Origin of the sequence: Deinococcus alpinitundrae (assembly GCF_009982895.1) — a bacterium.
Classification (GTDB): domain Bacteria; phylum Deinococcota; class Deinococci; order Deinococcales; family Deinococcaceae; genus Deinococcus; species Deinococcus alpinitundrae.
On sequence record NZ_WXZL01000002.1, the window covers coordinates 293,120 to 318,648 of the forward strand.

At 65.5% G+C, this 25,529-nt stretch carries 22 protein-coding genes; 7 read left to right on the forward strand and 15 right to left on the reverse strand.

The features are described from left to right. Positions 1 to 6: 6 nt before the first annotated feature. From GUI70_RS03025 to GUI70_RS03060, 8 genes are all read right to left on the reverse strand, one after another. Complete coding sequence (locus GUI70_RS03025; RefSeq protein WP_202630380.1) at positions 7 to 783, reverse strand: amino acid ABC transporter ATP-binding protein; 777 nt, start codon at positions 781 to 783, stop codon at positions 7 to 9. Between the two features lie 120 nt (positions 784 to 903). Further along, a complete protein-coding gene (locus tag GUI70_RS03030) occupies positions 904 to 2,127 on the reverse strand; it encodes an amino acid ABC transporter permease (RefSeq protein ID WP_161880811.1) in 1,224 nt (407 codons plus the stop codon). A gap of 10 nt (positions 2,128 to 2,137) precedes the next feature. Further along, on the reverse strand, positions 2,138 to 2,950 hold the full coding sequence (locus GUI70_RS03035; RefSeq protein WP_161880812.1) for an amino acid ABC transporter permease: 813 nt from the start codon (positions 2,948 to 2,950) through the stop codon (positions 2,138 to 2,140). A gap of 114 nt (positions 2,951 to 3,064) precedes the next feature. Beyond that, complete coding sequence (locus tag GUI70_RS03040) at positions 3,065 to 3,919, reverse strand: ABC transporter substrate-binding protein (protein WP_161880813.1); 855 nt, start codon at positions 3,917 to 3,919, stop codon at positions 3,065 to 3,067. A 167-nt stretch (positions 3,920 to 4,086) separates the two neighbouring features. Then, the gene (locus GUI70_RS03045; RefSeq protein WP_237724659.1) at positions 4,087 to 4,350 is read right to left on the reverse strand and encodes a hypothetical protein; all 264 of its coding nucleotides are present in this window, start codon (positions 4,348 to 4,350) and stop codon (positions 4,087 to 4,089) included. Positions 4,351 to 4,443: 93 nt separating this feature from the next. Further along, positions 4,444 to 5,553 (reverse strand): ABC transporter permease, encoded by a 1,110-nt coding sequence (locus GUI70_RS03050; RefSeq protein WP_161880815.1) that lies wholly within the window; start codon positions 5,551 to 5,553, stop codon positions 4,444 to 4,446. Then, complete coding sequence (locus GUI70_RS03055; RefSeq protein ID WP_161880816.1) at positions 5,550 to 6,521, reverse strand: ABC transporter permease; 972 nt, start codon at positions 6,519 to 6,521, stop codon at positions 5,550 to 5,552. The genes GUI70_RS03050 and GUI70_RS03055 overlap by 4 nt, the downstream gene beginning before the upstream one ends. A gap of 134 nt (positions 6,522 to 6,655) precedes the next feature. After that, positions 6,656 to 8,401 (reverse strand): ABC transporter substrate-binding protein, encoded by a 1,746-nt coding sequence (locus GUI70_RS03060; RefSeq protein ID WP_161880817.1) that lies wholly within the window; start codon positions 8,399 to 8,401, stop codon positions 6,656 to 6,658. A 229-nt stretch (positions 8,402 to 8,630) separates the two neighbouring features. Between GUI70_RS03060 and GUI70_RS03065 the strand changes: the two genes are divergently transcribed. Together GUI70_RS03065 and GUI70_RS03070 are read left to right on the forward strand one after the other, a co-directional pair. Beyond that, complete coding sequence (locus GUI70_RS03065) at positions 8,631 to 9,404, forward strand: GntR family transcriptional regulator (RefSeq protein WP_161880818.1); 774 nt, start codon at positions 8,631 to 8,633, stop codon at positions 9,402 to 9,404. Positions 9,405 to 9,463: 59 nt separating this feature from the next. Further along, positions 9,464 to 10,252 carry an N-formylglutamate amidohydrolase gene (locus GUI70_RS03070; protein ID WP_161880819.1) on the forward strand — a complete coding sequence of 263 codons (789 nt, stop codon included), beginning with the start codon at positions 9,464 to 9,466 and terminating at the stop codon, positions 10,250 to 10,252. 21 nt (positions 10,253 to 10,273) lie between these two features. Here GUI70_RS03070 and GUI70_RS25190 read toward each other — a convergent pair whose 3' ends face one another. Next, a complete protein-coding gene (locus GUI70_RS25190) occupies positions 10,274 to 10,783 on the reverse strand; it encodes an IlvD/Edd family dehydratase (protein WP_368733625.1) in 510 nt (169 codons plus the stop codon). Then, a complete protein-coding gene (gene ilvD / locus GUI70_RS03075; RefSeq protein WP_368733626.1) occupies positions 10,705 to 11,988 on the reverse strand; it encodes a dihydroxy-acid dehydratase in 1,284 nt (427 codons plus the stop codon). Before ilvD ends, GUI70_RS25190 begins: the two co-directional genes overlap by 79 nt. A 279-nt stretch (positions 11,989 to 12,267) precedes the next feature. On the opposite strand from ilvD, the gene GUI70_RS03080 reads away from it, so the two are divergent. Next, positions 12,268 to 13,971 (forward strand): carboxylesterase/lipase family protein, encoded by a 1,704-nt coding sequence (locus GUI70_RS03080; protein ID WP_161880820.1) that lies wholly within the window; start codon positions 12,268 to 12,270, stop codon positions 13,969 to 13,971. Positions 13,972 to 14,044: 73 nt separating this feature from the next. Then, entirely contained in the window at positions 14,045 to 15,925 is a 1,881-nt protein-coding gene (locus tag GUI70_RS03085; protein WP_161880821.1) for an ABC transporter ATP-binding protein, read from the forward strand. On the opposite strand, the gene GUI70_RS03090 is transcribed toward GUI70_RS03085, so the two are convergent. Together GUI70_RS03090 and GUI70_RS03095 are read right to left on the reverse strand one after the other, a co-directional pair. Next, positions 15,891 to 16,316, reverse strand: a complete 426-nt coding sequence (locus GUI70_RS03090) for a hotdog fold thioesterase (protein WP_161880822.1) — start codon at positions 16,314 to 16,316, stop codon at positions 15,891 to 15,893. The genes GUI70_RS03085 and GUI70_RS03090 overlap by 35 nt on opposite strands. Then, positions 16,313 to 16,876 (reverse strand): PaaI family thioesterase, encoded by a 564-nt coding sequence (locus tag GUI70_RS03095; RefSeq protein WP_161880823.1) that lies wholly within the window; start codon positions 16,874 to 16,876, stop codon positions 16,313 to 16,315. Before GUI70_RS03095 ends, GUI70_RS03090 begins: the two co-directional genes overlap by 4 nt. 143 nt (positions 16,877 to 17,019) lie before the next feature. Here GUI70_RS03095 and ung point away from each other — a divergent pair, with 143 nt between their 5' ends. The 3 genes from ung (at position 17,020) to GUI70_RS03110 (ending at position 21,621) form a co-directional block, all read left to right on the forward strand. Continuing rightward, positions 17,020 to 19,371, forward strand: a complete 2,352-nt coding sequence (gene ung, locus GUI70_RS03100) for a uracil-DNA glycosylase (protein ID WP_161880824.1) — start codon at positions 17,020 to 17,022, stop codon at positions 19,369 to 19,371. 68 nt (positions 19,372 to 19,439) lie between these two features. Further along, complete coding sequence (locus GUI70_RS03105; RefSeq protein ID WP_161880825.1) at positions 19,440 to 20,426, forward strand: NAD-dependent epimerase/dehydratase family protein; 987 nt, start codon at positions 19,440 to 19,442, stop codon at positions 20,424 to 20,426. Further along, positions 20,416 to 21,621, forward strand: a complete 1,206-nt coding sequence (locus GUI70_RS03110) for an aminotransferase class I/II-fold pyridoxal phosphate-dependent enzyme (protein ID WP_161880826.1) — start codon at positions 20,416 to 20,418, stop codon at positions 21,619 to 21,621. Before GUI70_RS03105 ends, GUI70_RS03110 begins: the two co-directional genes overlap by 11 nt. A 6-nt stretch (positions 21,622 to 21,627) precedes the next feature. Here GUI70_RS03110 and GUI70_RS03115 read toward each other — a convergent pair whose 3' ends face one another. The 3 genes from GUI70_RS03115 to GUI70_RS03125 form a co-directional block, all read right to left on the reverse strand. Beyond that, on the reverse strand, positions 21,628 to 23,604 hold the full coding sequence (locus GUI70_RS03115) for an APC family permease (protein ID WP_237724660.1): 1,977 nt from the start codon (positions 23,602 to 23,604) through the stop codon (positions 21,628 to 21,630). Positions 23,605 to 23,708: 104 nt separating this feature from the next. After that, a complete protein-coding gene (locus GUI70_RS03120; protein WP_161880827.1) occupies positions 23,709 to 24,581 on the reverse strand; it encodes an ABC transporter permease in 873 nt (290 codons plus the stop codon). Next, a complete protein-coding gene (locus GUI70_RS03125; RefSeq protein ID WP_161880828.1) occupies positions 24,578 to 25,528 on the reverse strand; it encodes an ABC transporter permease in 951 nt (316 codons plus the stop codon). Before GUI70_RS03125 ends, GUI70_RS03120 begins: the two co-directional genes overlap by 4 nt. Position 25,529: the final 1 nt, after the last annotated feature.

Sequence of the window (25,529 nt, forward strand, 5' to 3'; positions counted from 1 at the left end):
CGGCCTTCAGTGACCCAGCACCTTGCTCAGGAAGGCCTTGGCGCGCTCGTGCTGGGGGTTATTGTAAAACTCGTCGGGCGTGGTGTCCTCCACGATATTGCCCTCATCGAAGAAGACCAGCCGGTCGGCCACTTCGCGCGCGAAGCCCATCTCGTGGGTGACGACCAGCATGGTCATACCGCTGCCCGCCAGGCCCTTCATCACGTCAAGCACTTCCTTGATCATCTCGGGGTCGAGTGCCGAGGTCGGCTCGTCGAAGAGCATCACCTTGGGATCCATCGCCAGGGCGCGGGCAATGGCGACGCGCTGCTGCTGGCCGCCGGAGAGCTGCGCCGGGAACTTGTGGGCCTGCTCGGCGATGCCGACGCGTTCCAGGAGTTCCAACGCCCTCTTGTCGGCCTGGGCCTTGGGTGTCTTGCGCACGCGCATGGGGGCCAGTGCCACGTTTTGCAGCACAGTCAGGTGGGGAAACAGGTTGAACGACTGAAACACCATCCCGACCTCACGGCGAATGGCGTCGAGATTCTGGCCGTCCTTGAGTTCGATCCCGTCCACGACGATGGTGCCCTTGTCGTGTTCCTCCAGGCGGTTGATGGTGCGGATGAAGGTGGATTTGCCGCTGCCCGACGGCCCGATGATGACCACCACCTCGCCAGGCTGCACGCTCATGTTGACGCCGCGCAGGGCGTGGAAGTTGCCGAAATTCTTGTGCACGTCCACCGCTTTGATGATCGGCTCGGCGCTGCTGGGCGAAGCGGCTTTCTGGAGGTTGGTGGCAGTCATGCTGGCTCCTTTGGGGCTGGAAACGCTGGGCGCAGACGGGCCGCCGAGCGAGAAAGCGGGGCGAGAGTAGGCGTCAGTTTACAGCGCGCCCGGGTAATGAAGTCGTCCGCAGCGCCCGGCTCACCGCACTGCCCTGGGCGCTTCCAGCCTGCGGGCCAGCAGCGAGAGCAGGTAAGCGAAGACAAAGTACAAGAGCGCCACCGTCAGGTACAACTCGAAGGTGGCCGTCACCAGCCGGTTGGCGGTGATGCGCCCGGCTCCGGCGAGTTCGATGAGGCCCACGATGCTGACCAGCGAGGTGTCCTTGAAGAGGCTGATGAATTGCCCCACCAGCGGCGGAATCATGTTGCGTACCGCCTGCGGCAAGACGACCTGGAGCATGGTCTGGGTGCCGGAGAGGCCCAGCGCCCGCGCCGCTTCGGCCTGGCCGCTGGGCAGCGCCTGAATGCCCGCCCGCACGATCTCGGCCACATACGCGCCGGTAAAGAGCGAGAGGGCCGCGACCACCGCCCAGAACTGGGTGCCCTCGCCCAGCACGTACGGAACGAAGATGAAAAACCAGAAGATCACCGTGATGAACGGCAAGCTGCGAAACAGCTCGATGTAGCCCACGCTGATGCCGCGAATGACCGGCAGGGTGTTGGTGCGCCCCACCCCGAACAGCAGTCCCAGCGGAATCGCGCCGAGAATGCCCAGAATTGCCAGAATCAAGCTCAGGGCCAGGCCACCGATACTGACCTGCGGCGAGACGGTGGGAAACAGCAGCACGATGCCGACGGCTGCACCGATCACCAGGGGAATCCAGCCGTTGCGAATCTTGAGCTGGGCCATGCCGAAGGCCGCGACAGTCCCCAGGGCCAGGGCCGCGAAGCCCCACAGCCGCCAGAGCTGATCGGCGAACTGCTCGGCACGGAAGCGCCCGATCAACAGAAACAAAAAGTTGCGCTGCACCTCGTTCCAGCTCGGCAGGGTCACGATCCATTTCAGCAGCAGGCCGCCGATCAGCACCACGACGGCCAGCGCGACGATCACCGACCAGCGTTTGTAGACGTTCTGGGCGGCGTGCGCCTGCTCGGCTCCCAGGCGGCGGCGGGCGTCGGCGGCGGCGGTGAGGCCCGCACCGAGATGCAGCGACACGACGGCAATCAGTGCCAGCACGATGCTGAAGGCGGCCCCGCTTTGCAGCAGCGGCCAGGCGATCAGCCACACCAGCGCCGCCGTTGCCAGAAACTGCACGCCCAGCAAGGTGTGGCCCAGCAGCAGCTGACCCAGGCCCGGCACCAGGTACGAGAGCCAGCTCAGAGCCGAGGTGCTGGCGGGCTGGACGGAAGGTTTGACAGTCATGCCCAGCTCCTCAGCGGCCCGGCAGCGCCAGGCGGCGGCTGAGCAGGTTCAGAAAGAAGGTGATGGTGAGCGAGAGCACCAGATACGCCACCGTGATGGCGGTGATGCTCTCGAAGCCCCGGAAGGTGTAGCTCTGCACCTGGGTGCCGTAATAAAACAGCTCGGCCACCCCGATCTGTGAGGCCAGCGACGAGTTCTTGGTGAGGTTGAGAAACTGACTGCCCAGCGGCGGCAAGACCGCCCGGAACGCCTGCGGCAGCACGATCCGGCCCAGCACGTCCGAGCCGCTCAGCCCCAGCGATTTGGCCGCCTCGGTCTGGCCCTTGTGAACGCTCAGAATCCCGGCGCGAATCGTTTCGGCGATGTACGAACTGGTGTAGACGCTCAGCGCGGCGATGACGGCCCACTGCTCGGGTGAGTGGTCGAACAGCCAATTCTTGATGGGTGCGGGCAGCACGTTGATCACCCCGAAATTCCAGAAGAAGATCTGGACCAGCAGCGGGGTGTTGCGGAAAAACTCGACGTAGGCCGCCGCCACCCGGCTCACCACCGGATTCTGGCTCAGCCGCGAAACGCCGACCAGCGTGCCGAGCAGCATGGCGAACACGATGCCGATCAAGGCCAGGCGGATGGTTAGCAGCATGCCGATCAAGATGGTGGTGAGGTAAGTGCCTTTGGTCAGCGGACTGGGCTTGGAGAAGATGCTCCAGTCGAGGGTGATGTTGTTGGCCTCGAAGCCCGCACGCACCCGCAGGAAGGTGAACACCCCCACCGCGAGCAGCACCAGGACGGCGAGCAGTTGCTGATACGTACTTCTTGGCATGGCGCTCCTGTGGTTTTCGCAGCAAAATTGTGGAAGCGAACCGGCGAACGCACGAGCATGGGGGCGAAACGCTGCGGCTCCGCCCCCTGAGATATCAGTTCAGGTTGTGATCAATCAGCGGCGCACGGGGAACTGCGCCGGGAGCTCCTGCGAACGCTTGGGATCGGGCAGCGAGTATTTGGTCTTGGGACCGAACCACTTGGCAAAGACCTTCTTGTAGGTGCCATCAGCGCTCAGACGCGAGAGCGACTCGTTGACGAAATTGCGCCACTTGCTGTCGTTTTGCTTGAGGATCATGCCGTAAGGCTCGCTGGAGAAAAACGGCCCCACGATGGCGTACTTGCTGGGATCGGGCGCGCTGGCTTTCAGGCCCAGCAAGATGGTGCTGTCGGTGCTGACGGCATCGACCCGGCCCTGCTGCAGAGCGGTGAAGGCGTCGGTGTACTGCTGGAGGCTGATGACGTTGGCCTTGGGCGCAGCGGCCTTGAGGTTGACCTCGCTGGTGCTGCCCTGGGCGGTGCCGACCCGCTTCCCGGCCAGATCGCGCACGGTCTTGATCGGGCTGCCCGCCGGAACCAGCAGACGCTGGCCGTCGAGGAAGTAGGTGTTGGAAAAGTCCACCGTGTCCATGCGCCCGTAGGTGGCGGTAGCGGTGGCGGCAGCGATATCGACGGTGCCGTTTTGCACGAACTCGATGCGGTTCTTGCTGGTGACCTGCTTGAGCACCACTTTGACGGGCTTCTTGCACACGTCCGAGAGGTCCTTGCCGATTTCCTTGACCAGATCGACGTCGAAGCCGGTCACATCACCGTTCTCGTCCACGAAGCCGAAAGGGGGGCTGTCGTATTTGACACCCGCATTGAACACGCCGTCGGTGCATATTTGGTCACGAATCGAGGCGGCGGAGGCGAGGCTGCCGAGCAGCACGAAGGCAGATAGGGCGGTCAGGGTGGTGGCAGATTTACGCATGGGGTCTCCTTGAAGATAAAGTGGTGATTAAATGAAGATAGCATAAACAGCAGATCGGCATGTTTTCGCGCTTCCACACGCGAAGTCGTGGCTTGGCACTACAGCCAGCCCTTTGAACATGACCTGATTGCTCAAAGCCGTGAATGTCCCATTTGGGCCTAGAGGCTTCAGCGCAGCCAGCAGTTAACCAGGGCGCCGTCCAGCGGGCAGTTAAATCCGATGGCAGGACCAGCACCCCGGAAGAAAGCATCGGCCACCGCGTCCTTGAAAAGCCCGCCCGTGAAGTGCAGCTTGCCTGCGGCGGTGTCATAGCGGAAGGGAAAGTCGGCGCTGCCCAGATTGATGTCGAGAAAGGGTTCGAGCTGCATCGTGAAGCCGCCCGCAAAATTGACGTGCGGAGCGTAGAGAAAACACTGATAAACACCGCCCACTGATTGTTTTGCTCGGCGGCGAACTGATGGGCAATGAGTGCACCGTCGCCTGCCTGAACTTTGGGGGCGCAGATGCGGCAGCACCGACCCTTCTTAACGGCTCTGGGTATCTGCCGCGTCTCTCAGGGCGTCACCGAAGAAGTTGAAGGCCAGCACCGCCACGAACAGAAACAGGCCCGGCAACAGCAGCCAGGGATACAGGCCCACCGTCTGCAAGTTGCCCGCGTCCTTGAGCAGGAGGCCCCAGCTGGTCATCGGTTCCTTGATGCCCAGGCCCAGAAAGCTCAGCGTGCTCTCGCCCAGGATGTAGCCGGGCAAACTGAGGGTCGCCGTGATCACCAGAAAGCTCGACAGGTTCGGCACGATGTGGCGCAAGATGACCCGCAGATCAGAGGCCCCCACCGCCTGCGCCGCCGAGACGTACTCGACCTGTCTGGCCGAAAGGACCTGCCCGCGCACCACCCGCGCTAGGCTCGCCCAACCGATGAGCGCCAGCACCGCCACAATGCCCAGATACACATAAGTGGAAGGCCAGCTCGCCGGAATCAGGGTGGAGAGCGCCAGCAAAATCGGCAATCTGGGGAAACTCAGTAGCACTTCAATGAGCCGCTGAATCAGGTTGTCTGTGCGCCCGCCGTAGTAACCGCTGAGACCGCCCATGACGATGCCAATGGTAAAGCTGATGATGATGCCCACCACACCCACCGTGAGGCTGACCTGCCCGCCGACCAGCGTGCGCGAGAACAGATCGCGCCCCAGTTGATCGGTGCCGAAGGGAAAATAGAAGCGGTTGTTGTCGGGGCCGGGGTCCACGCCGAAGAGGTGCCAGGTGGTACGCAGGCCCAGGAAGTTGTAAGGCTCACCGCGCACGAAGAACGCGATGGGCACGGGCGTCGTGGTGTCGGGCACGCTGGTTTTGGCAAACGTCACTGGATCGCGGCCCGTCTTGGAGCCGTAGACGAAGGGCCGCATGGGTTTGCCCTGAAACATGACGTGCAGCGCCTGGGGCGGCTGGTATTCGAAGCCCTGGTGCTGGGTGGTGATGCCGTAGGGGGCCAGGAAGCCGCCGAGCAGGGCGCTGAGATACAGCGCCGCCAGCAGCCAGCCGCCGATGACACCGAGCCGGGACTTGCGAAAGCGCCGCAGGGCCAGCGCGAAGGGCGAGGGCGTGGCCGGAGCAGCGGGCGCGGGCAGGGTGGTCACGAGTACCTCACCCTGGGATCGGCCCAGGCCAGCGCCAGATCGGCCAGCAGATTGCCGATCAGCAGCAGCACCGCCGAGAGCATCAGCAGGGTCAGAGCAGTGTACTGGTCTTTGTTGAGCAGCGATTCGTAGAGCAGCGGCCCGATGGTCGGCAGATTCATGACGATGGAAATGACGATGGTGCCGGAAATCAAGGTAGGCAAACTCAGGCCCGCCAGACTGATCAGCGGATTGATGGCATTGCGAACGGCGTGCCGCCAGATCACGGTCTGCTGGGCCGCACCCTTGGCCCTGGCAGTGCGCACATAATCCTGCGAGAGCACGTCGAGCATCGAGGCACGCATCTGGCGCATCAGGCCCGCCACACCTTCCAGTCCCACCGCCAGCACCGGAATCCACAGGTGGGCCAGCAGATCGCCGACCCTGGCCCACGACCAGGGCGCGTCGATCATGGCCGGCGAAAAGAGGCCGCCCACGTTGCTGCTGCCCAGGCGCAGGGTGAGCGAAACCAGCAGCAGTGCGACCAGGAAATCAGGAATGGCCAGGCCCACATAGCCCAGAAAATTGGCCACGCTCGCCGCCAGCCCGTTGCGGTTGAAGGCGGTATAGATGCCCAGCGGCACCGCCACCAGCCAGGACAGCAGCAGGGTCAGCAGCGCCACGAACACCGTCCAGCCCAGCCGCTCCCCGATCTGGGTGATCACCGGAGCGTTGGAGGCAAAGGAGAAGCCGAAATCCAGCCGGGTCACGACGCCCCACAGCCAGCGCCCATACTGCACGATCGCCGGTTGGTCGAGGCCGAGTTGCCGGGTGATGGCCGCGACGGTTTCTTTGGTAAAGCGCGGGTCTTCGAGGTACTGGTCGGTAAACGAACCGGGCTGAAGCTTGATCACGGTAAAGCACACCGCGCTGATGATCAGCAGGGTGGGCAGCATCCCGAGGATGCGGCGCAGGGTATAGGTCAGCATAAACTCAGCATCGTACGAACTCCGTGCGGGTGCCGCGCCGGGCCTGATGGTCGCCAGCAGCCTGATGGCCGAAAAAGCGCCCGGCGGCACGCGGGGACGCTTCCCCTGCCGAACCGGACGCCGAACATACGTTCTTACTTCTGGTAGACCAGCGGCACCGGGTTGTAGCCGGGAATCACGCCGAGGTTGTAGATGTAGTTGCCGTACTTGTTGCTGATGGCCGCGATGTTTTCAGGCTTGGCAATCGGCGTGACCGGCAGGTACTGAGCAAACAGCAGCTGCCAGCGGGCGTAGAGCGCCTTGCGCTTGGCCGCGGCGGTGGTGGTGCTCGCCTCGTCGAAGATGTCATAGATCTGCTTTTCCCAGGGCTGCATCTTGGCGATGTTGGGCGTCTGACCGTCCACAGCCGGTTGCAGGCTGCGGTGCCAGTAGTACAGCGACCCGCCGGGCTGCCAGATCGGCTTGCGGAGTTCCGGGTCCGGCTGATCGCCGAAGGCGTGCAGGATCATCTCGTAGTCGCCGCTCAGGCCGGTCGAAAGCAGTTTGCTCGACAGGATACCCTTGAGGTTCACCTTGACGCCGAGCTGCTTGAAGTCGTTTTGGAGAATGGTCGCCATCGGCGGGTACACGCTCGAATCGGTGCCGTAGGTCAGGTCGATTTCCAGATTCTTGCCCTTGCTGACGTTGCGCACACCGTCACCATCGGTGTCCTTGATGCCCAGCGCGTCGAGGGCCTTGCCCGCCGCGGCCAGATCGAACTTGCCGAGCTGGGCGGTGGTGTTGACATAAAAGGCTTTGTTGACCGGCGCGACACCGTGTCCCGGCAAGCTGGCCAGACCGTTGTAGACCGTGTCGATGATGCGGGGCCGGTTGACCGCCAGCTGCATGGCCTTGCGAAAGCGGGTATCCGAGAAGAGCTTGGCCAGGGCCGGGTCCTTGGCGTCGAAGTTGTAGGCCACAAACGGCGGGCTGCCGAACAGCGCGGTGCTGCGAATGACCTTGAAGGCCGCGCCCGCGACTTCTTTTTGTTTGAGGTCGGGAAACTGAGCGCCGGTCACGTTGAGCTGGTCGATGTTACCTGCCAGGAACGACGCCACCTGCGCCTGCGGGTCGCGGATAATCAGGAAGTCGAGGCTGTTCAGGTACGGTAGCTTGGTGCCCGCCGCATCAGTCTTCCAGTAATTGGGATTTTTCACCAGGCCGACTTTCTGCCCCGGCGTGTAGCTTTGCAGCTTGAACGGCCCGGTGCCGACGATCTCGGCGGGCGGCGTATTGGTGGGCCAGGCGTTGTTGACTTCCGCACCCTTGAACTTGCCGAGCTGGTGCTGCGGCATGATGAAGTAGCGCTGTTGGAGCAAGAAGGCCGGGCTGGGGCGCGGCAGGGTAAAGCGCACGGTGTTGGCGTCCACCTTGTCAATCTCGACTTTCTTGCCGTCGATCACGAAGTTGCCCGCATCGCCCGCCCGCGCTTCGGGGTTGGCGACGAGCTGCTGGTAAGTAAACACCACGTCGTCGGCATTGAAGGCTTCGCCGTCGCTCCACTTGACGCCCTGACGCAGCTTGAAGGTGTAGACCTTGCCGTCAGGACTGATCGTCCACGACTCGGCCAGCGCGGGTTCGATCTTGTAGGTATCGAGATTGAACTCGACCAGACCGTCGAAAAGCTGCTGGGCCACCAGACCGAGGTTGTTGTCGATGACGCCGTAGTACATGAAGCTCTGCGGGCTGTCACCGAGCGCCAGGGTGTAGTTGCCGCCCGCCTTGCCTGCCGCAACACCCAGCGAGGTGTAGGTAGGCGATTTCTTAGGTGCGGCGGCGGCGAGGCCGGAGAGCAGCAGGGCGCTGAGCATCAGCAGGGTCGGCGTTGAGCGGTGCATCATGAAAAGACCTCCGGAAGAAAATCGCGGCGGGACGACGAACGCGGGGCCGGGACCTGACCCCGGAGATGAAGATGAACTGCCGCCCACTATAAGACCATTTGTAGACCACTTGCAAGCTGACCGCTCCAGGCAACCGCTGCACGACGGTTGAGCGGGCTGATCCGGCGGTGTGGTAGGGCGGGTTGGTATTCAAGTGGTTGGCGCAAAAGTGCTAGGTTGACGGCTGAAGATGACCGTTTTCTCCTCACGCCTCGAGGCGGCCAGCCCGGACGCGGCGGGCCTGGCGTCCAGCCCACGTTACGTGCAGGTGGCGCGCACGCTGGAAAGTGCCATCGAGCGCGGCGAATACCAGCCGGGCAACGCGCTGCCTGCCGAGCGCGAACTCGCCGTCCGGCTGGGCGTTTCACGGGTCACGGTGCGCCAGGCCATCGCCCAGCTCGCCGTGCGCGGTCTGGTCGTGCGGCGACACGGCAGCGGCACCTTCGTCGCGCCCAGCGGCCCGCCAGTGCGCATTCAGCACCCCCTCTCGCGGCTGACCAGTTTCACCGAGGACATGCACTCACGCGGCCTGAGCGCGGGCGGGCGGGTGCTGAGCTTCACGGCGGCGCACCCCAGCGTCCACGACGCCATGAAGCTGAACCTCTCGCCAGGCCAGCTGGTCTACCGGGTGCGGCGGCTGCGCACGGCGGGCGGCGAGGCGTTGGCCGTCGAGGAGAGCTTGCTGAATGCCGGACGGCTCGGCCCCCTCAGCGCCGCAGACGTGCAGGACGTGAGCCTCTATGCCTTGCTGCAAGCGCGTGGCGCGGGACCGGTGCGCGCACTGCGGCAGCTGCGAGCCGTTAACGCCGACGACGAGCTGGCCGGGCTGCTGGGCGTTTCGGTGGGCGCGGCGCTGCTGGCGACCGAGCGACTGGCCTGGGACGCGGCGGGACAGCCGGTGGAGCTGGCCCGCGCCCACTACCGGGGCGACCGCTACGACTTCGTGATGGAGCTGCGTGACTGATGGCTGCGTGACTGCCTGACCCACCCTGAAGAAAAGCACCAGGCGCTAGGCTTGCAGTCATGACCGACCTCTCCAAGCTGCTGATCGTCACCCCCCACGCTTCCGGAGCGCTGCCACCGGACGTACTGCGGACCATGCTGGGCGAGGACGCCTTCGACACTGAGAAGCGCGAGGCCCTGCTGCGGCGCGTCTTTCTGGAGGGCGACCCGTTCACCGATTTGATTTTCAATCTGCCGGGAGCGCGGCAGCTCAGCGCGCCGTGGAGCCGCTTTGCCGCCGATCTCAACCGCGAGCGCGGTGATCTGAGCGACAACGGGGTGCTCAAGCTGTTCGATTTTGACCGTCAACCGCTGTATCCATCAGGCTTCACATTCTCGCCCGAGGCCAGAGAACAGCGCCTACAAGCCGTTTGGGACCCGTTCGAGCGCGACCTCAGTGCCGCTTTGAGCGGAAAGTCGCTCCTGATCGTGGGGCACAGCATGGCCCCTTACGGCCCGGCGCTGGGACCGGACCGGGGGCAGCCGCGCCCCGGCATCACCTTGATGATGGGCAGCGCCCACGAGCCATCGTTTCCGGCGGAGCACTTGGCAGCGGTGCAGGCGGCTGCCGAGCGGGCCTTCGCGGACGTGCTGGCGGGCGAGACGTTCACGCGGGTTGCCGTGAATGACCCCTGGGACAGCGACACCATCAGCGTCCGGCACGCCCGGCAAGGCGGGGTGGCGGCCTTCGGCATCGAGGTCAACGCCGGACTGTACATGGAGAACAATCAGGCGCGGCCCGGCCAACTGGCCCGCCTGAACGCCGCGTTCGGCGTGTTCGCGAACCTGGTGCTGACGGCCCTGGGCTGAGTCTGGGCCAGGGGCCGCGCCTCAGATGTTGCGCACGGCTCCCCGCGCCGCGCTGGTGGTCATGCTGGCGTAGGCCCGCAGCGCCACCGTGATCTTGCGCGGGCGCGCCTCTGCTGGACGCCAGCCCGCCTCGTCCTGCTTCTGACGACGCGCGGCGAGGTCGGCGTCGCTCACCGCCAGATGGATGCGGCGCTCCGGAATGTCGATTTCGATGGTGTCACCCGTTTCAACCAGGCCAATCGCGCCGCCTTCCGCTGCCTCGGGCGAGACGTGGCCGATGGACAGCCCCGACGAGCCGCCACTGAAGCGTCCGTCGGTGACGAGCGCGCACGCCTTGCCCAGCCCCTTGGATTTCAGGTAGCTGGTGGGATACAGCATCTCCTGCATGCCGGGGCCGCCGCGCGGACCCTCGTAGCGGATCAGCACGATCTCGCTCGCTTTGACATCGCCGTTCAGGATGGCGTCCACTGAGGCGTCCTGCGACTCGAAGACGCGGGCCGTGCCGGTGAATTTGAGAATGCTCTCGTCCACGCCCGCTGTCTTGACGATGCAGCCGTCCTCGGCCAGATTGCCGTAGAGCACACCGCCAGCCCGCCGTCCTGCGAGAAGGCATGTGCGGCGTTGCGAATCACGCCCGCTGCTCTATCGGTATCCAGGGCGGTGTAGCGGCGCGACTGCGAGAAGGCAATCTGGGTGGGGAAGCCGCCGGGTGCAGCGCGGTAGAAGGTATAGGTCTGCTCGTTCTCTGTGCGTGACACGTCCCAGCGCTCCAGGGCCGCTCCCAGGCTGTCTTCGTAGACCGAATGCACCTTCCGGTTCAGCAGGCCCGCCGCTTCCAGTTGGCCCAGAATCGCCATGATGCCGCCCGCGCGGTGAACGTCTTCCATGTGAACGTCGTTCTTGGCCGGGGCGACCTTGCAAAGCACCGGCACGCGGCGCGAGAGCTGATCGATGTCGGCCATGCTGAAGTCCACCCCCGCCTCGTGTGCAGTGGCCAGCAGGTGCAGCACGGTGTTGGTTGAGCCGCCCATGGCGATATCAAGTGTTATGGCGTTCTCGAAAGCAGCGCGGGTGGCGATGTTGCGGGGCAAGACCCGCTCGTCGTCACCCTCGTAATACCGTTTCGCCAGATCGACGATCACGTGCCCTGCCCGCCTGAACAGCCCTTCCCGGTCGGCATGGGTGGCCAGCACCGAGCCGTTCCCCGCCAGGGAGAGCCCCAGCGCCTCGGTCAGGCAGTTCATGGAGTTGGCCGTGAACATCCCCGAACACGAGCCGCAGGTCGGACAAGCACTTTTCTCCACATTCATCAATTCGTCGTCGCTCACGCTATCGTCGGCAGCCATCACCATCGCGTCCACCAGATCCAGTGAATGCAGTGTGTCTTTCAGCAGGATTTTTCCGGCCTCCATCGGGCCGCCCGACACGAACACTGCCGGAATGTTCAGGCGCATGGCGGCCATCAGCATGCCGGGCGTAATCTTGTCGCAGTTGGAGATGCACGCCAACGCATCGGCGCAGTGGGCATTGACCATGTACTCGACCGACTCCGCAATCAGTTCGCGGCTGGGCAGCGAGTAGAGCATGCCGTCGTGGCCCATGGCGATACCGTCATCGACAGCGATGGTGTTGAATTCCTTGGAGACGCCGCCCGCTGCCTCAATCTCGCGGGCAACGAGTTGCCCCAGGTCTTTGAGGTGAACATGCCCCGGCACGAACTGGGTGAACGAATTCACCACGCGATGATCGGCTTCTGGAAATCGCCGTCCTGCATTCCCGTGGCCCGCCACAGCGCGCGGGCACCCGCCATGTTGCGGCCTTCGGTGGTGGTTCTTGAGCGCTAAGTCAGCATATGGTTTTTACTGTGCGCCGGAGCAGACAGCCGAACGACCACGACGTCCAGATGGGTTTTCAGGGGGCACCGGGGCGAATGGGGCAGCGAGTCTAAAGAATTCGTGAAGCTCTGGTAGGCTGAGCTGACATTAAGTCAGCCTGCCACCGGACCAGACTGGATCATGAGACTGCGCGTCCAAACCTGCCTTCTTCTTCTGACTTTGCTGGGAGGTCTGGCCCACACTCAAACTGTACCGGGGCAGACCTCGCCTCCCCCACCAGCCACCCTGACAGCGCAGACGCTGACGACCCAGCGCACCTCCGATCAGCCCACCAACCCGTCGATACCCGCGCCCGGCAAAATCATTCAGGCAGATGTCGCTCAGGGACCGTTGGGCGGGCGGGAGCGTGGGGACGTGCGCCAGTTTCTGGGCGTACCCTACGCCGCGCCGCCGCTGGGCGAGTTGCGCTGGCAAGCCCCGACGCCGATGCCCGCCTGGCCGGGACGGCGCGACGCCTCGCACTTCGGCAACGTCTGCCCGCAGCGCCCCAATGCCATCACTGGCAACCCGGACCGCACGCTGAGCGGCAGCGAGGACTGCCTCTACCTGAACGTCTACGCACCCCTCGCTGCTTCGACGGGTGCGGCAGCAGCCCCGATGATGGTGTGGGTTCACGGCGGCTCCTTCGACACTGGCACCGGCAACATCTATGACGGCTCTAAACTGGCCCGCGATTTCGGGGTGGTGGTGGTGACGCTCAATTACCGCCTGGGACCGCTGGGCTTCCTGGCCACACCCGCCCTCGGTCCGCAGGGCAGCGGCAACTACGGCCTGATGGACGTGCAGGCGGCGCTGAGGTGGGTCAGGGCCAACGCGGCGGCCTTCGGGGGCGACCCCGGCAACGTCACGGCCTTCGGAGAGTCGGCGGGCGGCATGATCCTGTGTGATCTGCTGACCTCGCCCGCATCGAAGGGACTGTTCGACAAGGTCATCCTGCAGAGCGGTCCTTGCGCGGCCAGCATTAACAGCGTGCCGCTGGCGCAGGCGCTGGACATTGGGGCCCGCTACACCCACGATCTCAACTGCCCCGCTGCCGCCGAGGGAGCCGCCTGCCTGCGCAGCAAGACCGTCGCTGAACTGATAGACATGACGGTGCCGGGCAGCCGCGCCCCCAACACCGTGGCCCTGCCGCCGGTCTGGGGCGACGCGGTGCTGCCGCTCGAACCGGCGGCGGCCTACCGCAGTGGCCAGTTTCTGAAGGTGCCGGTCATGATCGGCGGCAACCGCGACGAGGGCACCATCTTTACCGCGTATCTGGCGGGGCAAAACCGGGCCATGAGTCTGCCGCTGTACTGGGGCCTGATCACGGTGCTGAACCCGGCCAAGAACCTGACCCTGCTGCGGCAGTATCCGGCCACGACCCCGGCCATCACCGGCCTCACCGCCGCCACGCTGGTCACCGACGGGCTGTTTGCCTGTCCGGTCTACAGCGTGACCCGCCAGCTTGCGCAAAGCGTGCCCACCTACGCCTACGAGTTCAGCGACCCGCAGGCCGTGACTGAGCTGACCCCCACCCGCAGCGTGCCGAGCCTGGGGGCGTACCACGCTTCCGAATTGATCTACCTGTTCGGTGCGCCGCTTGAGGGACTGGCCGATCCCGCCACTTTCAGCGCCACCCAGCGTCAACTCTCGGCGCAGATGGGCGCGTACTGGACCAATTTTGCCCGCACCAGCAACCCCAACGGACCGGGGCTGGCGCTGTGGACTCCGTTTGAGGTGGCCCAGCCCACCGTACTGACCCTGCGGCCCGACGGCAGCCGACCCGGCACCGACTTTGCCGCGCGGCACCAGTGCAACTTCTGGGACAAGCTGGACGGGCGCTGACCCAAGCTTCATCCCAGCAAGCGGGAAGGCACATCGTCACCTTGTCAGAGCGCCGCTCGGCCTAGACTTCCGTGTGACTTTTCCGCAGCGTTCCGCGCCCACCGCCTCGCCCGCCAGCGAGACCTCGCGCCGCCAGCAGCTCAGCGATTTGTGGGCCACCCTGAAACTGGTGTGGCGGGCAAGCCCGGCTCAGACGACCTGGTTCGCGCTGACCACCTTGCTGGCCTCGGTGCTGCCCGCCGCCAATTTGTACGTCAGCAAATTGCTGCTCAACGCGGTGGCGCAGTCGGCCAGCGGCACCGAGCCGTACTCGGCGCTGCTCTCGCTGCTGGCCCTGCAAGTCGGGCTGGTCATCGCCAGCGGCGTACTGGGCACCGTTCAGAACTCGGCCCGTGAACTGCTGGGCGACAGCCTCCAGCACCAGATCAGTGCGCTCATCTTGAAGAAAGCCACCGAATTGGAAGTCGAGCGCTTCGAGAACGCCGAAACCTATGACCGACTTCAGCAGGCCTACCGCGAGGTCGGCGCGAGGCCGGTGCAGGTGGCGACCCAGATCGTCGGACTGGCAGGCGGACTGGTGACACTGCTGTCGGTGGGCGGCCTGATGGCGCAGCTCGGGCCTTTGATCGTGCCGCTGATTTTGCTCTCCGCTTTGCCGGGAGTGTACGTCTCCAACCGCTTCGGCGTCGAAAACTACCGGATGCTGCGGTGGCAGACCCACGACGCCCGCGTGCAGAACTACTTCGGCAGCATCCTGACCAGCGACACCCTGGTCAAAGAAGTGCGCCTCTTCAATGTGGAACCGTACCTGCTCAGGCGCTGGCGCGAGTACTACCTGGGCTTCCGGGCGCAGCTCGAAGGCATCGTGCGGCGGCGCAGCTGGGGCAATCTCGGCGCGTCGCTGATCTCGGCGTTGCTGGTGGGCGCGGCCTCGGCACTGGTGCTGCGTCGGGCGGCGGCGGGGCAGCTCACGGTGGGCGACTTCTCGCTGTTCGCGCTGGGCATCGCCCAGATTCAGGGCACGCTGTCGGGGCTGCTCAGCAGCATCAGCGGCATTTACCAGAACCTGCTGTATATGCGAAACCTCTACGAGTTTCTGGAATTGCCCAGCCGCGACCTCGATGCCGGGCAGCAGTGGCAGGGGCCAATCGACACCATCGAGTTTCAGGACGTGGCCTTCCGCTACCCGCTGACCGAGCGCGACGTGCTGCGCGGGCTGAGCTTCACCGTGCGGCGCGGTGAGGCGCTGGCGCTGGTGGGCGAGAACGGCGCGGGCAAGACGACAGCCATGAAGCTGCTCACCCGCCTCTTCGAGCCGACGGCGGGCCGCATCCTGCTCAACGGCCAGGACGCCGCCCAGTTCAGCCCGCGCAGCGTGCAGCGGCAGATGAGCATCATCTTTCAGGATTTCGGCCAGTACCAGATGCAGGCCGGTGAGAACATCTCGATGGCCGAGACCGACCGCCTGGGCGACGAAGCCGGTCAGCAACTGGCCGTGGAGCAGGCCGGTGCTGACTTCGTCAACGAATTGCCCGACGGTCTCAAGACCCCGCTGGGGCGGCTGTTTCAGGGCGGGCGGCAACTGTCGGGCGGACAGTGGCAACGGCTGGCGCTGGCGAGGCTGTACTTCCGGGACGCCTCGGTGCTGGTGTTCGACGAACCGACCGCGGCGCTCGACGCCCGCGCCGAGTTCGACACCATTCAGGCACTGCGCGAGCAGGCCCGCGAGCGCATCACCCTCCTGATCTCGCACCGCTTCTCGACGGTGCGGCTGGCCGATCAGATCATCGTGCTTGACGGCGGCAAGGTGCAGGAAGCGGGCAGCCACGCCGAGCTGATCGCGCTTGAGGGGCGCTACGCCGCGCTCTACCACTTGCAGGCGGCAGGCTACAGCGACGACGCGGCGACCCCAGACGCGGTTACGAGGTCGGCGGCCCAGACGGCGGCGCGATAATAGCCAGCGTGCAGCGCGAGACGCAGATCAGCTTGCCCGCCTCATCTTTGATCTCGATATGCCAGACCTCGCTGCTACGGCCCTGAAAGATCGGGGTGGCGGTGGCCGTCACCGTGCCGGAGCGTACGCTGCGCAGGTGGTTGGCGTTGATCTCCTGGCCCACTGCGACCATGCCACGTTCCCGGACGTTCAGATACGCGCCGGTACTTGCCACCGTTTCGGCCAGCACCACGCTCGCGCCGCCGTGCAGGATGCCGAATGGCTGATGCACGCGGGCCTCAACCGGCATGCTCGCCACCACTTTCTGTCCACTCTGCTCGGAAAAGGTGATGCCCAGATGCTCGACGAGGGTGTTTTTTGAGTTGATGAACGTCTCTTCAGGCTGGGTCATGGTTGGCCTCCGGCGGCGCTGGGCCGCAGAATCAAGCAGGTGGTGGTGGCGGTGGCGCAGAGCTTGCCCGCCGCGTCCAGAATCTGGGCCTCGGCAGTGGCGACCCGCTTAGAGACGCTGATCACCTTGCCCACGGCCCGCACCTCGCCCATGCCCACCTTGAGGGGCCGCAGGTATTTGATGGCCAGATCGAGGGTGGTGTAACCGACCCCAGCAGGCAATTTGGTGTGAATGCAGCAGCCCAGCGCCGAGTCGAGCAGGGTCGCGTAGACGCCGCCGTGGACGCTGCCGATGGGGTTGTAGTGAAATTCCTCGGGCGTCAGGTAGAACGTCACCTGGCCGTCTTGCACATCCTCCTCGCGCGGCAGCCGGAAACCCAGCGTGTCGCCGATGGGCGGCGGCGGGTACTCGCCCCGCGCCATGCCGCGCAGGTAGTCCAGACCGCTGAGCTGCTGGGCGGTCTCCGCGCCGATCAGGGGGTCTTGCCAGGTGTAGCTGCGCTGTCTACTTTCCGGGGACGAACTGGGAAGCGGTGCCGTGCTCTGCGGCGATATGGTCATCAGAACTCCTTATTTGACTGAGTACAGAAAAATGCCTCTTCAGTAAACAACGCGTCTGAGCGCTCGGGATGTGGCCCAAATCGGTTCCGCTGCACCCGAACCGGCTTACGGTCTGCGGCAACAAGCTGGGAGACAATAACGCCATGTCCGTTCTGTCCGAAACGAAACTGGCCGCCCAGCGCGTGCAGGTGGTCTGGTTCAAGAAGGATCTGCGAACCCATGATCACGCGCCGCTGCTGCGGGCCGCCGAGCGCGGGCCGGTGTTGCCGCTGTTCATCTACGAACCCGAGCAACTGACCCATGAGGAATTCGCCGGGCACCACCTGACGCACCTGAATGCCTGCCTCGCTGAGCTGGACAGCGATTTGCAGGCGCTCGGGACGCCGCTGATTCTGCGGGTGGGCGAGGCCGTCAGCGTGCTGGAAGCGCTGAGCCAGCAAGTTGCCATTGGAGGGCTGTGGGCGCACCAGGAAACCGGCAACGCCTTGAGCTACGCCCGTGACCGCCGGGTGCGGGCCTGGGCACGTGAGCGCGGCCTGCCCTTTCACGAGCTGCCACAGAACGGGGTGGTGCGCCGCATGAAGAACCGCGACGGCTGGGCCGACACCTGGGAAGCGAGAATGGGCGCGGCTCCCCTCCCCGCCCCTACCTTGCTGCGAGGTGCTCCGCTGCGTTCCCAGGGAATCCGCAGTCACGCCCAGCTCGGTGTTGCGCCCAGCACTCAAGTGCCCATTCCGGCGGGCGAGCGGGCCGCCCGCGCCATGCTGGAGAGCTTCTTGACGGTGCGCGGCGTGAACTACATGCGCGAGATGAGCAGCCCACTCGGCGCCGTGACCGCCTGCTCGCGGTTGAGCGTGCCGCTGGCCTTCGGCACCCTCTCGCTCAGGGAAACGCTGCACGCCACCCGGCAGCGCCTGGCCGCCGTCAGCGGCGACACAGCGGCCGATCCGCGCTGGGTCCGGTCGCTCAGAAGTTTCGAGAGCCGTCTGCACTGGCACTGCCATTTTATTCAGCGGCTGGAATCGGAGCCGCAGATGGAATTCAGGAATCTCAACCGGGCCTTCGACGGTTTGCGCGAGAACGCTTGGAACCCCGATTTCTTTGACCGCTGGGCGCACGGCCAGACTGGTTTCCCACTGATCGACGCCTGCATGCGGATGCTGACGGCCACCGGCTGGCTCAACTTCCGGATGCGGGCCATGCTGGTGAGTTTCGCCTCGCAGCACCTGTGGCTGCACTGGCGGCCCACCGGGGTGCATCTGGCACGCCAGTGGCTCGACAATGAGCCTGGCATCCACTGGTCGCAGATGCAGATGCAGAGTGCGGTGGTGGGCATCAACCGCGTGCGTATCTACTCGCCCACCCGCCAGGCGAAGCAGCAGGACCCGGCGGGCGAGTTCATCCGCCGCTGGGTGCCGGAGTTGCGCGACGCTCCCGGCGATTTTATTCACGCGCCCTGGGAGTGGAGCGGGGCCAGCCGCCTGAGCTACCCGCCGCCCATCGTGGACGAGGGCAAGGCGGCGCGGGCGGCCAAAGCCAGGATCATGGCGGCCCGTACCCAGGCCCACTTCGAGGCGGAATCTCGGCGGGTCTACGCCCTGCACGGCAGCCGCAAGAAGGCAGTGGTGCGCGCCGAGCGGGTGGCGCGGGGACTGCCGCCCAGAGCGGTGAAGGTGGCGGCCAGTTCGCCGAAGCGTCAGATCTTCAGCCCCGATCAACCTGCCCTGTTCGACGGCGTTCAGGCCAGCAGGCCCATCAGAATCGCCGGCTTGTCTGACGCCTGGCAGCAATCACTGGAGAGCGAGTTCGCCGCTCCGTCCTTCCACGCGCTCAAGAACTTTCTGGTGCGCGAGCGGGCCGAGCAGACCATCTACCCACCCGCGCCGGACGTGTTCAAGGCTCTCAGACTCACGCCGCTGGGGGAGGTGAAGGTGCTGATTCTGGGGCAAGACCCGTATCACGGCTACGGTCAGGCCCAGGGACTGTCATTCAGCGTGCGGCCCGGCGTGCGGGTGCCGCCGAGCTTGCAGAACATCTACAAGGAGCTTCACGACGACCTGGGCATCCCGCCGTCCCGCAGCGGCGATCTGAGCGCCTGGGCCGCCCGGGGCGTGCTGCTGCTCAACGCCGTACTGACGGTGCGGGCAGGCCAGCCGAACAGTCACGCGGGTCAGGGCTGGGAACCGCTGACCGACGCCGTGATCCGGGCGGTGAATGCCAGATCCGAGCGGGTGGTGTTCGTGCTGTGGGGCGCGTATGCCCGCAAGAAGGCGCGGCTGATCACGGCCCCGCAGCACGTCGTTCTGGAATCGGCCCACCCCTCGCCTTACAGCGCCGAGCGCTTCTTCGGCAGCCGCCCGTTCTCGCAGGCGAACGCGGCGCTGGTCGCAGCGGGGCGCGGAGCGGTGGACTGGTCACTGGAGCCAGCTTCGCGCCGCGCTTCCGCGTCCGACCTTCCCGTGCCCACTTTTCGGCAGCCGTCTCAGCGCCGCTGAGGGACGAGTATGCTGACAGTCATGTGCCGTCCTTTTTCCCTTTCCCCGCTCCCCTCGGTGACTGACTGATGCCCCGCGTCCTGATCACTGGAGCGCTCGGCCAGGTCGGCACCGAGCTGACCCTGGCCCTGCGGGAGCGCTACGGCGTCTCTGAGGTGCTGGCAACCGACATCCGCACTCCCAGCCCCGACCATCCGGCAGCAAGCGGCCCGTTCAAGCTGCTCGACGGTCTTGACGCGGCGGGCTTACTGAGCACCGTGCAGGAGCAGGGGATTCAGGAGATCTACCACCTCGCGGCCCTGCTCTCGGCAGTGGCGGAAGCCAAGCCCGCGCTGGCCTGGCACCTCAACATGCAGAGCCTGATCAACGTGCTGGACACGGCCCACGCCTGTCAGTGCCGGGTGTTTGCGCCCAGCTCGATTGCCGTCTTCGGCCCCGATACACCGCGCAACCTGGCTCCGCAGCTCACCAGTCTGCGCCCGACCAGCATGTACGGCGTGACCAAGGTGGCCGGCGAACTGCTGTGTGACGACTACGCCCGCCGCTACGGCGTGGACGTGCGGGGCCTGCGCTATCCGGGTTTGATCTCGGCCTCGGCCCCACCGGGTGGCGGCACCACCGACTACAGCGTTCAGATGTACCACGCGGCGGCGCGGGGCGAGCCGTACACCTGTTTTCTGTCGTCCAATACAGCACTGGAAATGCTGTTCATGCCCGACGCGGTGCGGGCCACCCTGGACCTGATGGACGCGCCCAGGGAGAGCCTGCGCTACCCCAACGCCTACAACCTGGCCGGAATGAGCCTGACACCCGCCGCCATCGCCGCCGAGATCCGGCGGCAACTGCACCGCTTCGATCTGCCGCACTTCGAGGTCGAGTACGCGCCCGACCCGGTGCGGCAGGCCATCGCCGACGGCTGGCCCAGCAGCATCGACGATGCGGCGGCCCGTCAGGACTGGCACTGGCGACCCGCCTACGATTTGCGGCGCATGACCGGCGAGATGCTGTCGGCGCTGACCCATCACCCCACCGGAGGAATCATTCATGGCACTTGACCGCTTTCACCAACTCGCCCAGCAGGAACTCGATGCTCTCAGCGCCCAGGGCAAACGCAAGAGCCTGGAGGCGGTGGTCGAGCAGGTCATTCAGCCGCAGGGCGACAGCGGCCCCCGCTTCGTGCTGCGCGGCGACGCCACGCCCTACCTGCGCATGAACGCCAACAGCTACCTGGGCCTGACGTTTCACCCCGAGCTGATCGAAGCCGACGAACAGGCAGTGCGGGCTTACGGCGTCGGCCCCGGCGCGGTGCGGTTTATCAGCGGCTCGTACCTGCCGCATGTGGAACTGGAAGCGCGGCTGGCCCAGTTTCACGGGCGCGAGGCGGCCATGATCTTCAGCTCGGCTTACGCCACCGTGCTGAGCGTGCTGAGCAGCTTAATCACCCCGCAGACCGCTGTCATCAGCGACGAACTCAACCACAACTGCATCATCAACGCGGTGAAACTCTCGCGCCCCCACAGCAAGGCGGTGTACAAGCACCTCGACCTGAACGAGCTGGATGCCCGGCTCAGCGAGGCGAAAGGCGCGGCCCGCGCCCTGGTCGTCACGGACGGCATCTTCTCGATGCGCGGAGCGCACGCGCCGCTCGCTGAGATCGCCGAGATCTGCCGCGCCCACGACGCCAACTTCCCCGAAGCCGTGCTGCTGGTCGTGGACGACTCGCACGGCGTCGGGGCGTTTGGGCAGACCGGGCGCGGCACCGAGGAATTCGCCGATATGCAGGCCGACGTGCTGATCGGCACGCTGGGCAAGGCCTTCGGCGTCAACGGCGGCTACGTGACCGGCAGCCGCATACTGACCGAGTACCTGCGTGAGAAGTCGCCCACCTACATCTATTCCAACCCGATCACGGCGGGCGAGGCCGCCGCCGCGAAGGTGGCCGTTGACCTGACTGACAGTGCCTGGGGGCGTGAGCGGCTGAGCAAGCTACGAACGCTCACCGAACAGTTCCGCAGCGGCCTTAAGGAGCGCGGCTTCGAGACCCTCGACGGGCAGCATCCGGTGGTGCCGCTGTTCGTGCGCGACCAGGACAGGCTGGTGGCGCGGGTGGCCGATCTGAAGGCGAAGGGCATTCTGGCGACGGGCATCTCGTATCCGGTGGTACCGCGCGGCGACGAGAGTGTGAGGTTCCAGATCAACGCCGACCACACGCCTGCCGATGTGGATGAGGTGCTGGCCGCGCTGGGCTGAAGCTGTTTATCCACCCACGTGCACGATTGGCCTCCGGTCGCGGTCCGGTTCGGCTCGGCGCAAAATCTCGTGGGTGAGCGGCGGCACATCGCCCTCGCCCTCGACCAGAAATTTGAGCGCCAGATGCAGCGGGGTGTCCTCACTCCAGCGCATGTACACCTGCGGCGGCGCGCCCTTGCCGCGCAGATGCAACATCAGAGCGGCGATGGTGTTGGGCACGCTGGAGCCTTTGGCCCGCAGCACGCCATACGAGCCGACCCGGACGCCGCTGACCTCCACCACGTCGCTGAATTCGCTGGCATCGTCCACGTCCACTTCCAGAAACAGAAACGGCGCGTCGTCAGGCAGGTGGGCCATCTGACGGGTGCGAAGTTCTTTTTTCTGGTACTCGTTCTGGGTAAACGGGCCGGGGCGGTGCGCCACCAACCGCAGTGGGCGAATCGGAGACGACTTGAGGAGCTTGATGGCCGAATCGTCAAGGACCACGCTGCTGACCCGCAGCTCGAACGAGCGCTGCACCCGCGAGTACAAGCTGACGGCCAGCACGCCCAGAATAAACAGCAGGGCGATGAACAGGCCCTCGGGGTTGCCGATGACGGTGACGGCCAGGGTGTAGATGAAGATGGCGCTGATGACGCCGAACATCCAGCCCAGGCCGCGCTGATGATGCCGGAAGGCCGACAGCGTGACGGCCACTGCCGCCGAGGTCATCAGGGCCAGCACACCCGTCGCGTAGGCCCCGGCCTGGGCGTCCACGTTGGCGCGGAAAGCCAGCGTGACCAGCAGCGCAATGCCCACGAACACCAACACCAGCGGGCGGTTGGCGCGGGTCCAGTCGGGGGCCATGCCGTATCTGGGCAGGTAGCGCGGCACGATGTTGAGGAGTCCTGCCATCGCTGACGCGCCCGCGAACCACAGAATCAGGATGGTCGAGAGGTCGTAGACGGTGCCGAAGGTTTCGCCGAGTTGGGTGTGGGCCAGGTACGCCAGCGCCCGTCCGTTGGCGGCCCCGCCGGTCTGAAAGGCGGCAGCGGGGATCAGCAGCGTCGTGACCAGACTGCTGGTGAGCAGAAAGACGCTCATGATCAGCGCGGCGGTCGTCAATAGCTTGCGGCCATTCCTGATGCGGCCTGCCGGCTGCGCCTCGGTGTCCTGTGCGTCTCCCTTGATCAGCGGCATGACCACCACGCCGGTCTCGAAGCCCGACAGCCCCAGCGCCAGCCGGGGAAAGACCAGCAGCGACGCGCCGATGAGGGCCAGCGGCGAGCCGTAGCCCTGGCGCACGGTGGCCAGCCAGTCGGGAACCACCTGGGGATGCTGCGCCACCACCATCAAGCCGTGGCCCACCACCACGCCGCTGAGTCCCAGGTACACGATCACGATGCCCACCGCGATGCCGATGGCCTCGTTGAACCCTTTCAGGAAGACGGCCCCCAGGAGAGCGATCAGCAGCAGCGTCGCCGGAATCTGCGCGCCGCCCAGCAGCGGCTTGAGCAGCGGGTTCTCGGTGAGGTGGGCCGCCGCATCCGCCGCCGACAGGGTGATGGTGATGACAAAGCCGGTGGCGACGAAGCCGATCAGGGCCAGCACCAGGAATTTGCCGGGCCAGAACCCCAGGAGCCGCTCGAGCATGCTGATCGAGCCGTCGCCGTGCGGACTTTCCCCGGCCACCCGGCGGTACATCGGCAGCGCTCCGAAGAGCGTGACCAGCACCAGCACCAGCGTGGCAAGCGGCGAGAGCGCACCTGCGGCCAGCGCCGCGATGCCCGGCTGGTAGCCCAGCGTCGAGAAGTAGTCCACGCCGGTCAGGCACATGACCTGCCACCAGGGATGGGGGCGGTGCTTGGCCTGCACGCTGCGCTCATCCTCGTAAAAGCCTTCCTGATCTGGCGAGGGGCTCGACCCCTCCAGCAGCCAGCGTTTGAGAGCCGAGGGTTGGGGGGGAGCGTGGGCGGCGTCTGGAGCGACCTGGGGCGGCGTCATTTCGTCCGGTAGTATGCGCCTGCCCACCGGCTGCCTGAGTGAACCGGTGGCTTCAGAATCTTGGGCTTGTGCAGACAGATCAGCGTGTCAGGGTGCCTCACGCTTCAGTCGCGCCCGCGCAGCCGGGGGTCGAGGATGTCGCGTAGACTGTCACCCAGCAGATTGAAGCCCAGCGAGGCCAGCAAGATGGCGAGGCCGCTGAACACGGCGGGCCAGGGTTGCAGCGTCAGAAAGCTGCGCGATTCGGAGAGCATCAGCCCCAGGCTGGGGTTGGGCGGCTGGGTGCCGAGGCCCAGAAACGACAGTGAGGCCTCCACCAGAATGGCGGTGGACAGCGCCACCGACGTCTGCACCAGGATCACGGCGGCGAGGTTGGGCAGGATGTGGCGAAACACGATGCGGGCATCGTTCGCCCCGAGGCCGTGCGCCGCGCTGACATAATCGCTTTCCTTCAGAATCAGGGCGGGGCCGCGCAGTAGGCGGGCAAACGTCGGCACATAAACGACGCCGATCGCCAGCGCGGTGTTGAGCGACCCCTGGCCCAGCACCGCCACGATGCCGATCGCCAGCAAGATCACCGGAAAGGCCAGCAACACGTCCATCAAGCGCATCACGATGCGGTCCAACCAGCCGCCGAAATAGGCTGCCAGTGTGCCCAGCGTGCCGCCGATGACGAGGGCCAGCCCCACCGCCCCCACCGACACCCCCAGCGAGGCGCGGTAGCCGTAGAGAATGCGCCCGAAGGTGTCGCGCCCGAACTGATCCGAGCCGAGCCAGTGTTTGGCCGACGGCGGCCCCAATCGGCCCAGGATGTCTTGCGCCAGCGGCCCCGCCGGAGCCAGGAGCGGCGCGGCGAGGGCCAGCACCACCACCATCACCGTCAGCAGCAAGCCGGTCAGGCCCAGCGGATTGCGCGTCAGCCGGGCCAGCAGGCCCTGAGAGCGGCGCGGCGGTGCGGCGACCTCGGCGGCACTCACTGGTACTCCACGCGCGGATCGACCAGCGCATACAGCAGGTCCACCACGAAATTGATGACCACGAAGCCCGCCGTCACCACCAGGATGGCTCCCTGTACCAGTGCGTAGTTGCGCTCGTTGATGGCCCCCACGATCAGCCGCCCGAAGCCGGGAATGGCGAACACCTGCTCCACGACGATTGCGCCGCCGAAGAGGTAGCCAGCCTGAATGCCCAGCACCGTCAGCAGCGGCACCAGCGCGTTTTTGAGGGCATGTTTGTACAGGACTTGCCGCTCCGGGAGGCCCTTGGCGCGGGCGGTGCGGACGAAATCCTGATTCAGCACCTCCAAGAGAGACGAGCGCAGAATCCTCACCAGTCCCGCCAGCAGCGGCAGCGCCAGCGCCACGGTGGGCAAAAAGATGCGCGAGAGGTGTCCGGTGGGATTTTCGGAAAACGGCACGTACCCGATGGTCGCCCATTTCGGAAACAGCAAAAAGGCCAGGTAGATAAACAGCGTGCCGAGCCAGAAGGCGGGCGTGGTGATGCCCACAATCGTGAAGAACCGGATGAAGCGCTCCAGGGTGGAGTTGCGCCAGGCGGCGGTCAGGATGCCCAGCGGCACGGCCAGCAGCGTCGCCAGAATCAGCGGCAGCACCGTCAGCTCGGCGGTGATCGGTAGCCGCGCCAGAATCTCGCGGCTGACCGGCGCGCCTGTCCAGACGCTCTGGCCGAGATTGCCGCCGAGGGCAGCCGTCAGCCAGCCCCAGTACTGCGTCAAGATCGGTTGATCCAGCCCCAGCTTGCTGCGCATCTGGGCGATCTGCTGCGGCGTGACCTCGGTATTGGCCCCCAGCATGATCTGCACCGCGTCGCCAGGAATGAGGCGGATCATCAGGAACACCAGCACCGACACGCCCAGCAGCACCACCACCAGATCAATGGCGCGTTTGGTAAGAAATGGCAGCATG

Bases quoted from the DNA above. Each gene is read 5' to 3' on its own strand.
- GUI70_RS03025 (WP_202630380.1), bottom strand. From the start codon at position 783: ATGACTGCCACCAACCTCCAGAAAGCCGCTTCGCCCAGCAGCGCCGAG.
- GUI70_RS03030 (WP_161880811.1), bottom strand. From the start codon at position 2,127: ATGACTGTCAAACCTTCCGTCCAGCCCGCCAGCACCTCGGCTCTGAGC.
- GUI70_RS03035 (WP_161880812.1), bottom strand. From the start codon at position 2,950: ATGCCAAGAAGTACGTATCAGCAACTGCTCGCCGTCCTGGTGCTGCTC.
- GUI70_RS03040 (WP_161880813.1), bottom strand. From the start codon at position 3,919: ATGCGTAAATCTGCCACCACCCTGACCGCCCTATCTGCCTTCGTGCTG.
- GUI70_RS03055 (WP_161880816.1), bottom strand. From the start codon at position 6,521: ATGCTGACCTATACCCTGCGCCGCATCCTCGGGATGCTGCCCACCCTG.
- GUI70_RS03060 (WP_161880817.1), bottom strand. From the start codon at position 8,401: ATGATGCACCGCTCAACGCCGACCCTGCTGATGCTCAGCGCCCTGCTG.
- GUI70_RS03065 (WP_161880818.1), top strand. From the start codon at position 8,631: ATGACCGTTTTCTCCTCACGCCTCGAGGCGGCCAGCCCGGACGCGGCG.
- GUI70_RS03070 (WP_161880819.1), top strand. From the start codon at position 9,464: ATGACCGACCTCTCCAAGCTGCTGATCGTCACCCCCCACGCTTCCGGA.
- GUI70_RS03080 (WP_161880820.1), top strand. From the start codon at position 12,268: ATGAGACTGCGCGTCCAAACCTGCCTTCTTCTTCTGACTTTGCTGGGA.
- GUI70_RS03090 (WP_161880822.1), bottom strand. From the start codon at position 16,316: ATGACCCAGCCTGAAGAGACGTTCATCAACTCAAAAAACACCCTCGTC.
- GUI70_RS03095 (WP_161880823.1), bottom strand. From the start codon at position 16,876: ATGACCATATCGCCGCAGAGCACGGCACCGCTTCCCAGTTCGTCCCCG.
- ung (WP_161880824.1), top strand. From the start codon at position 17,020: ATGTCCGTTCTGTCCGAAACGAAACTGGCCGCCCAGCGCGTGCAGGTG.
- GUI70_RS03105 (WP_161880825.1), top strand. From the start codon at position 19,440: ATGCCCCGCGTCCTGATCACTGGAGCGCTCGGCCAGGTCGGCACCGAG.
- GUI70_RS03110 (WP_161880826.1), top strand. From the start codon at position 20,416: ATGGCACTTGACCGCTTTCACCAACTCGCCCAGCAGGAACTCGATGCT.
- GUI70_RS03115 (WP_237724660.1), bottom strand. From the start codon at position 23,604: ATGACGCCGCCCCAGGTCGCTCCAGACGCCGCCCACGCTCCCCCCCAA.
- GUI70_RS03125 (WP_161880828.1), bottom strand. From the start codon at position 25,528: ATGCTGCCATTTCTTACCAAACGCGCCATTGATCTGGTGGTGGTGCTG.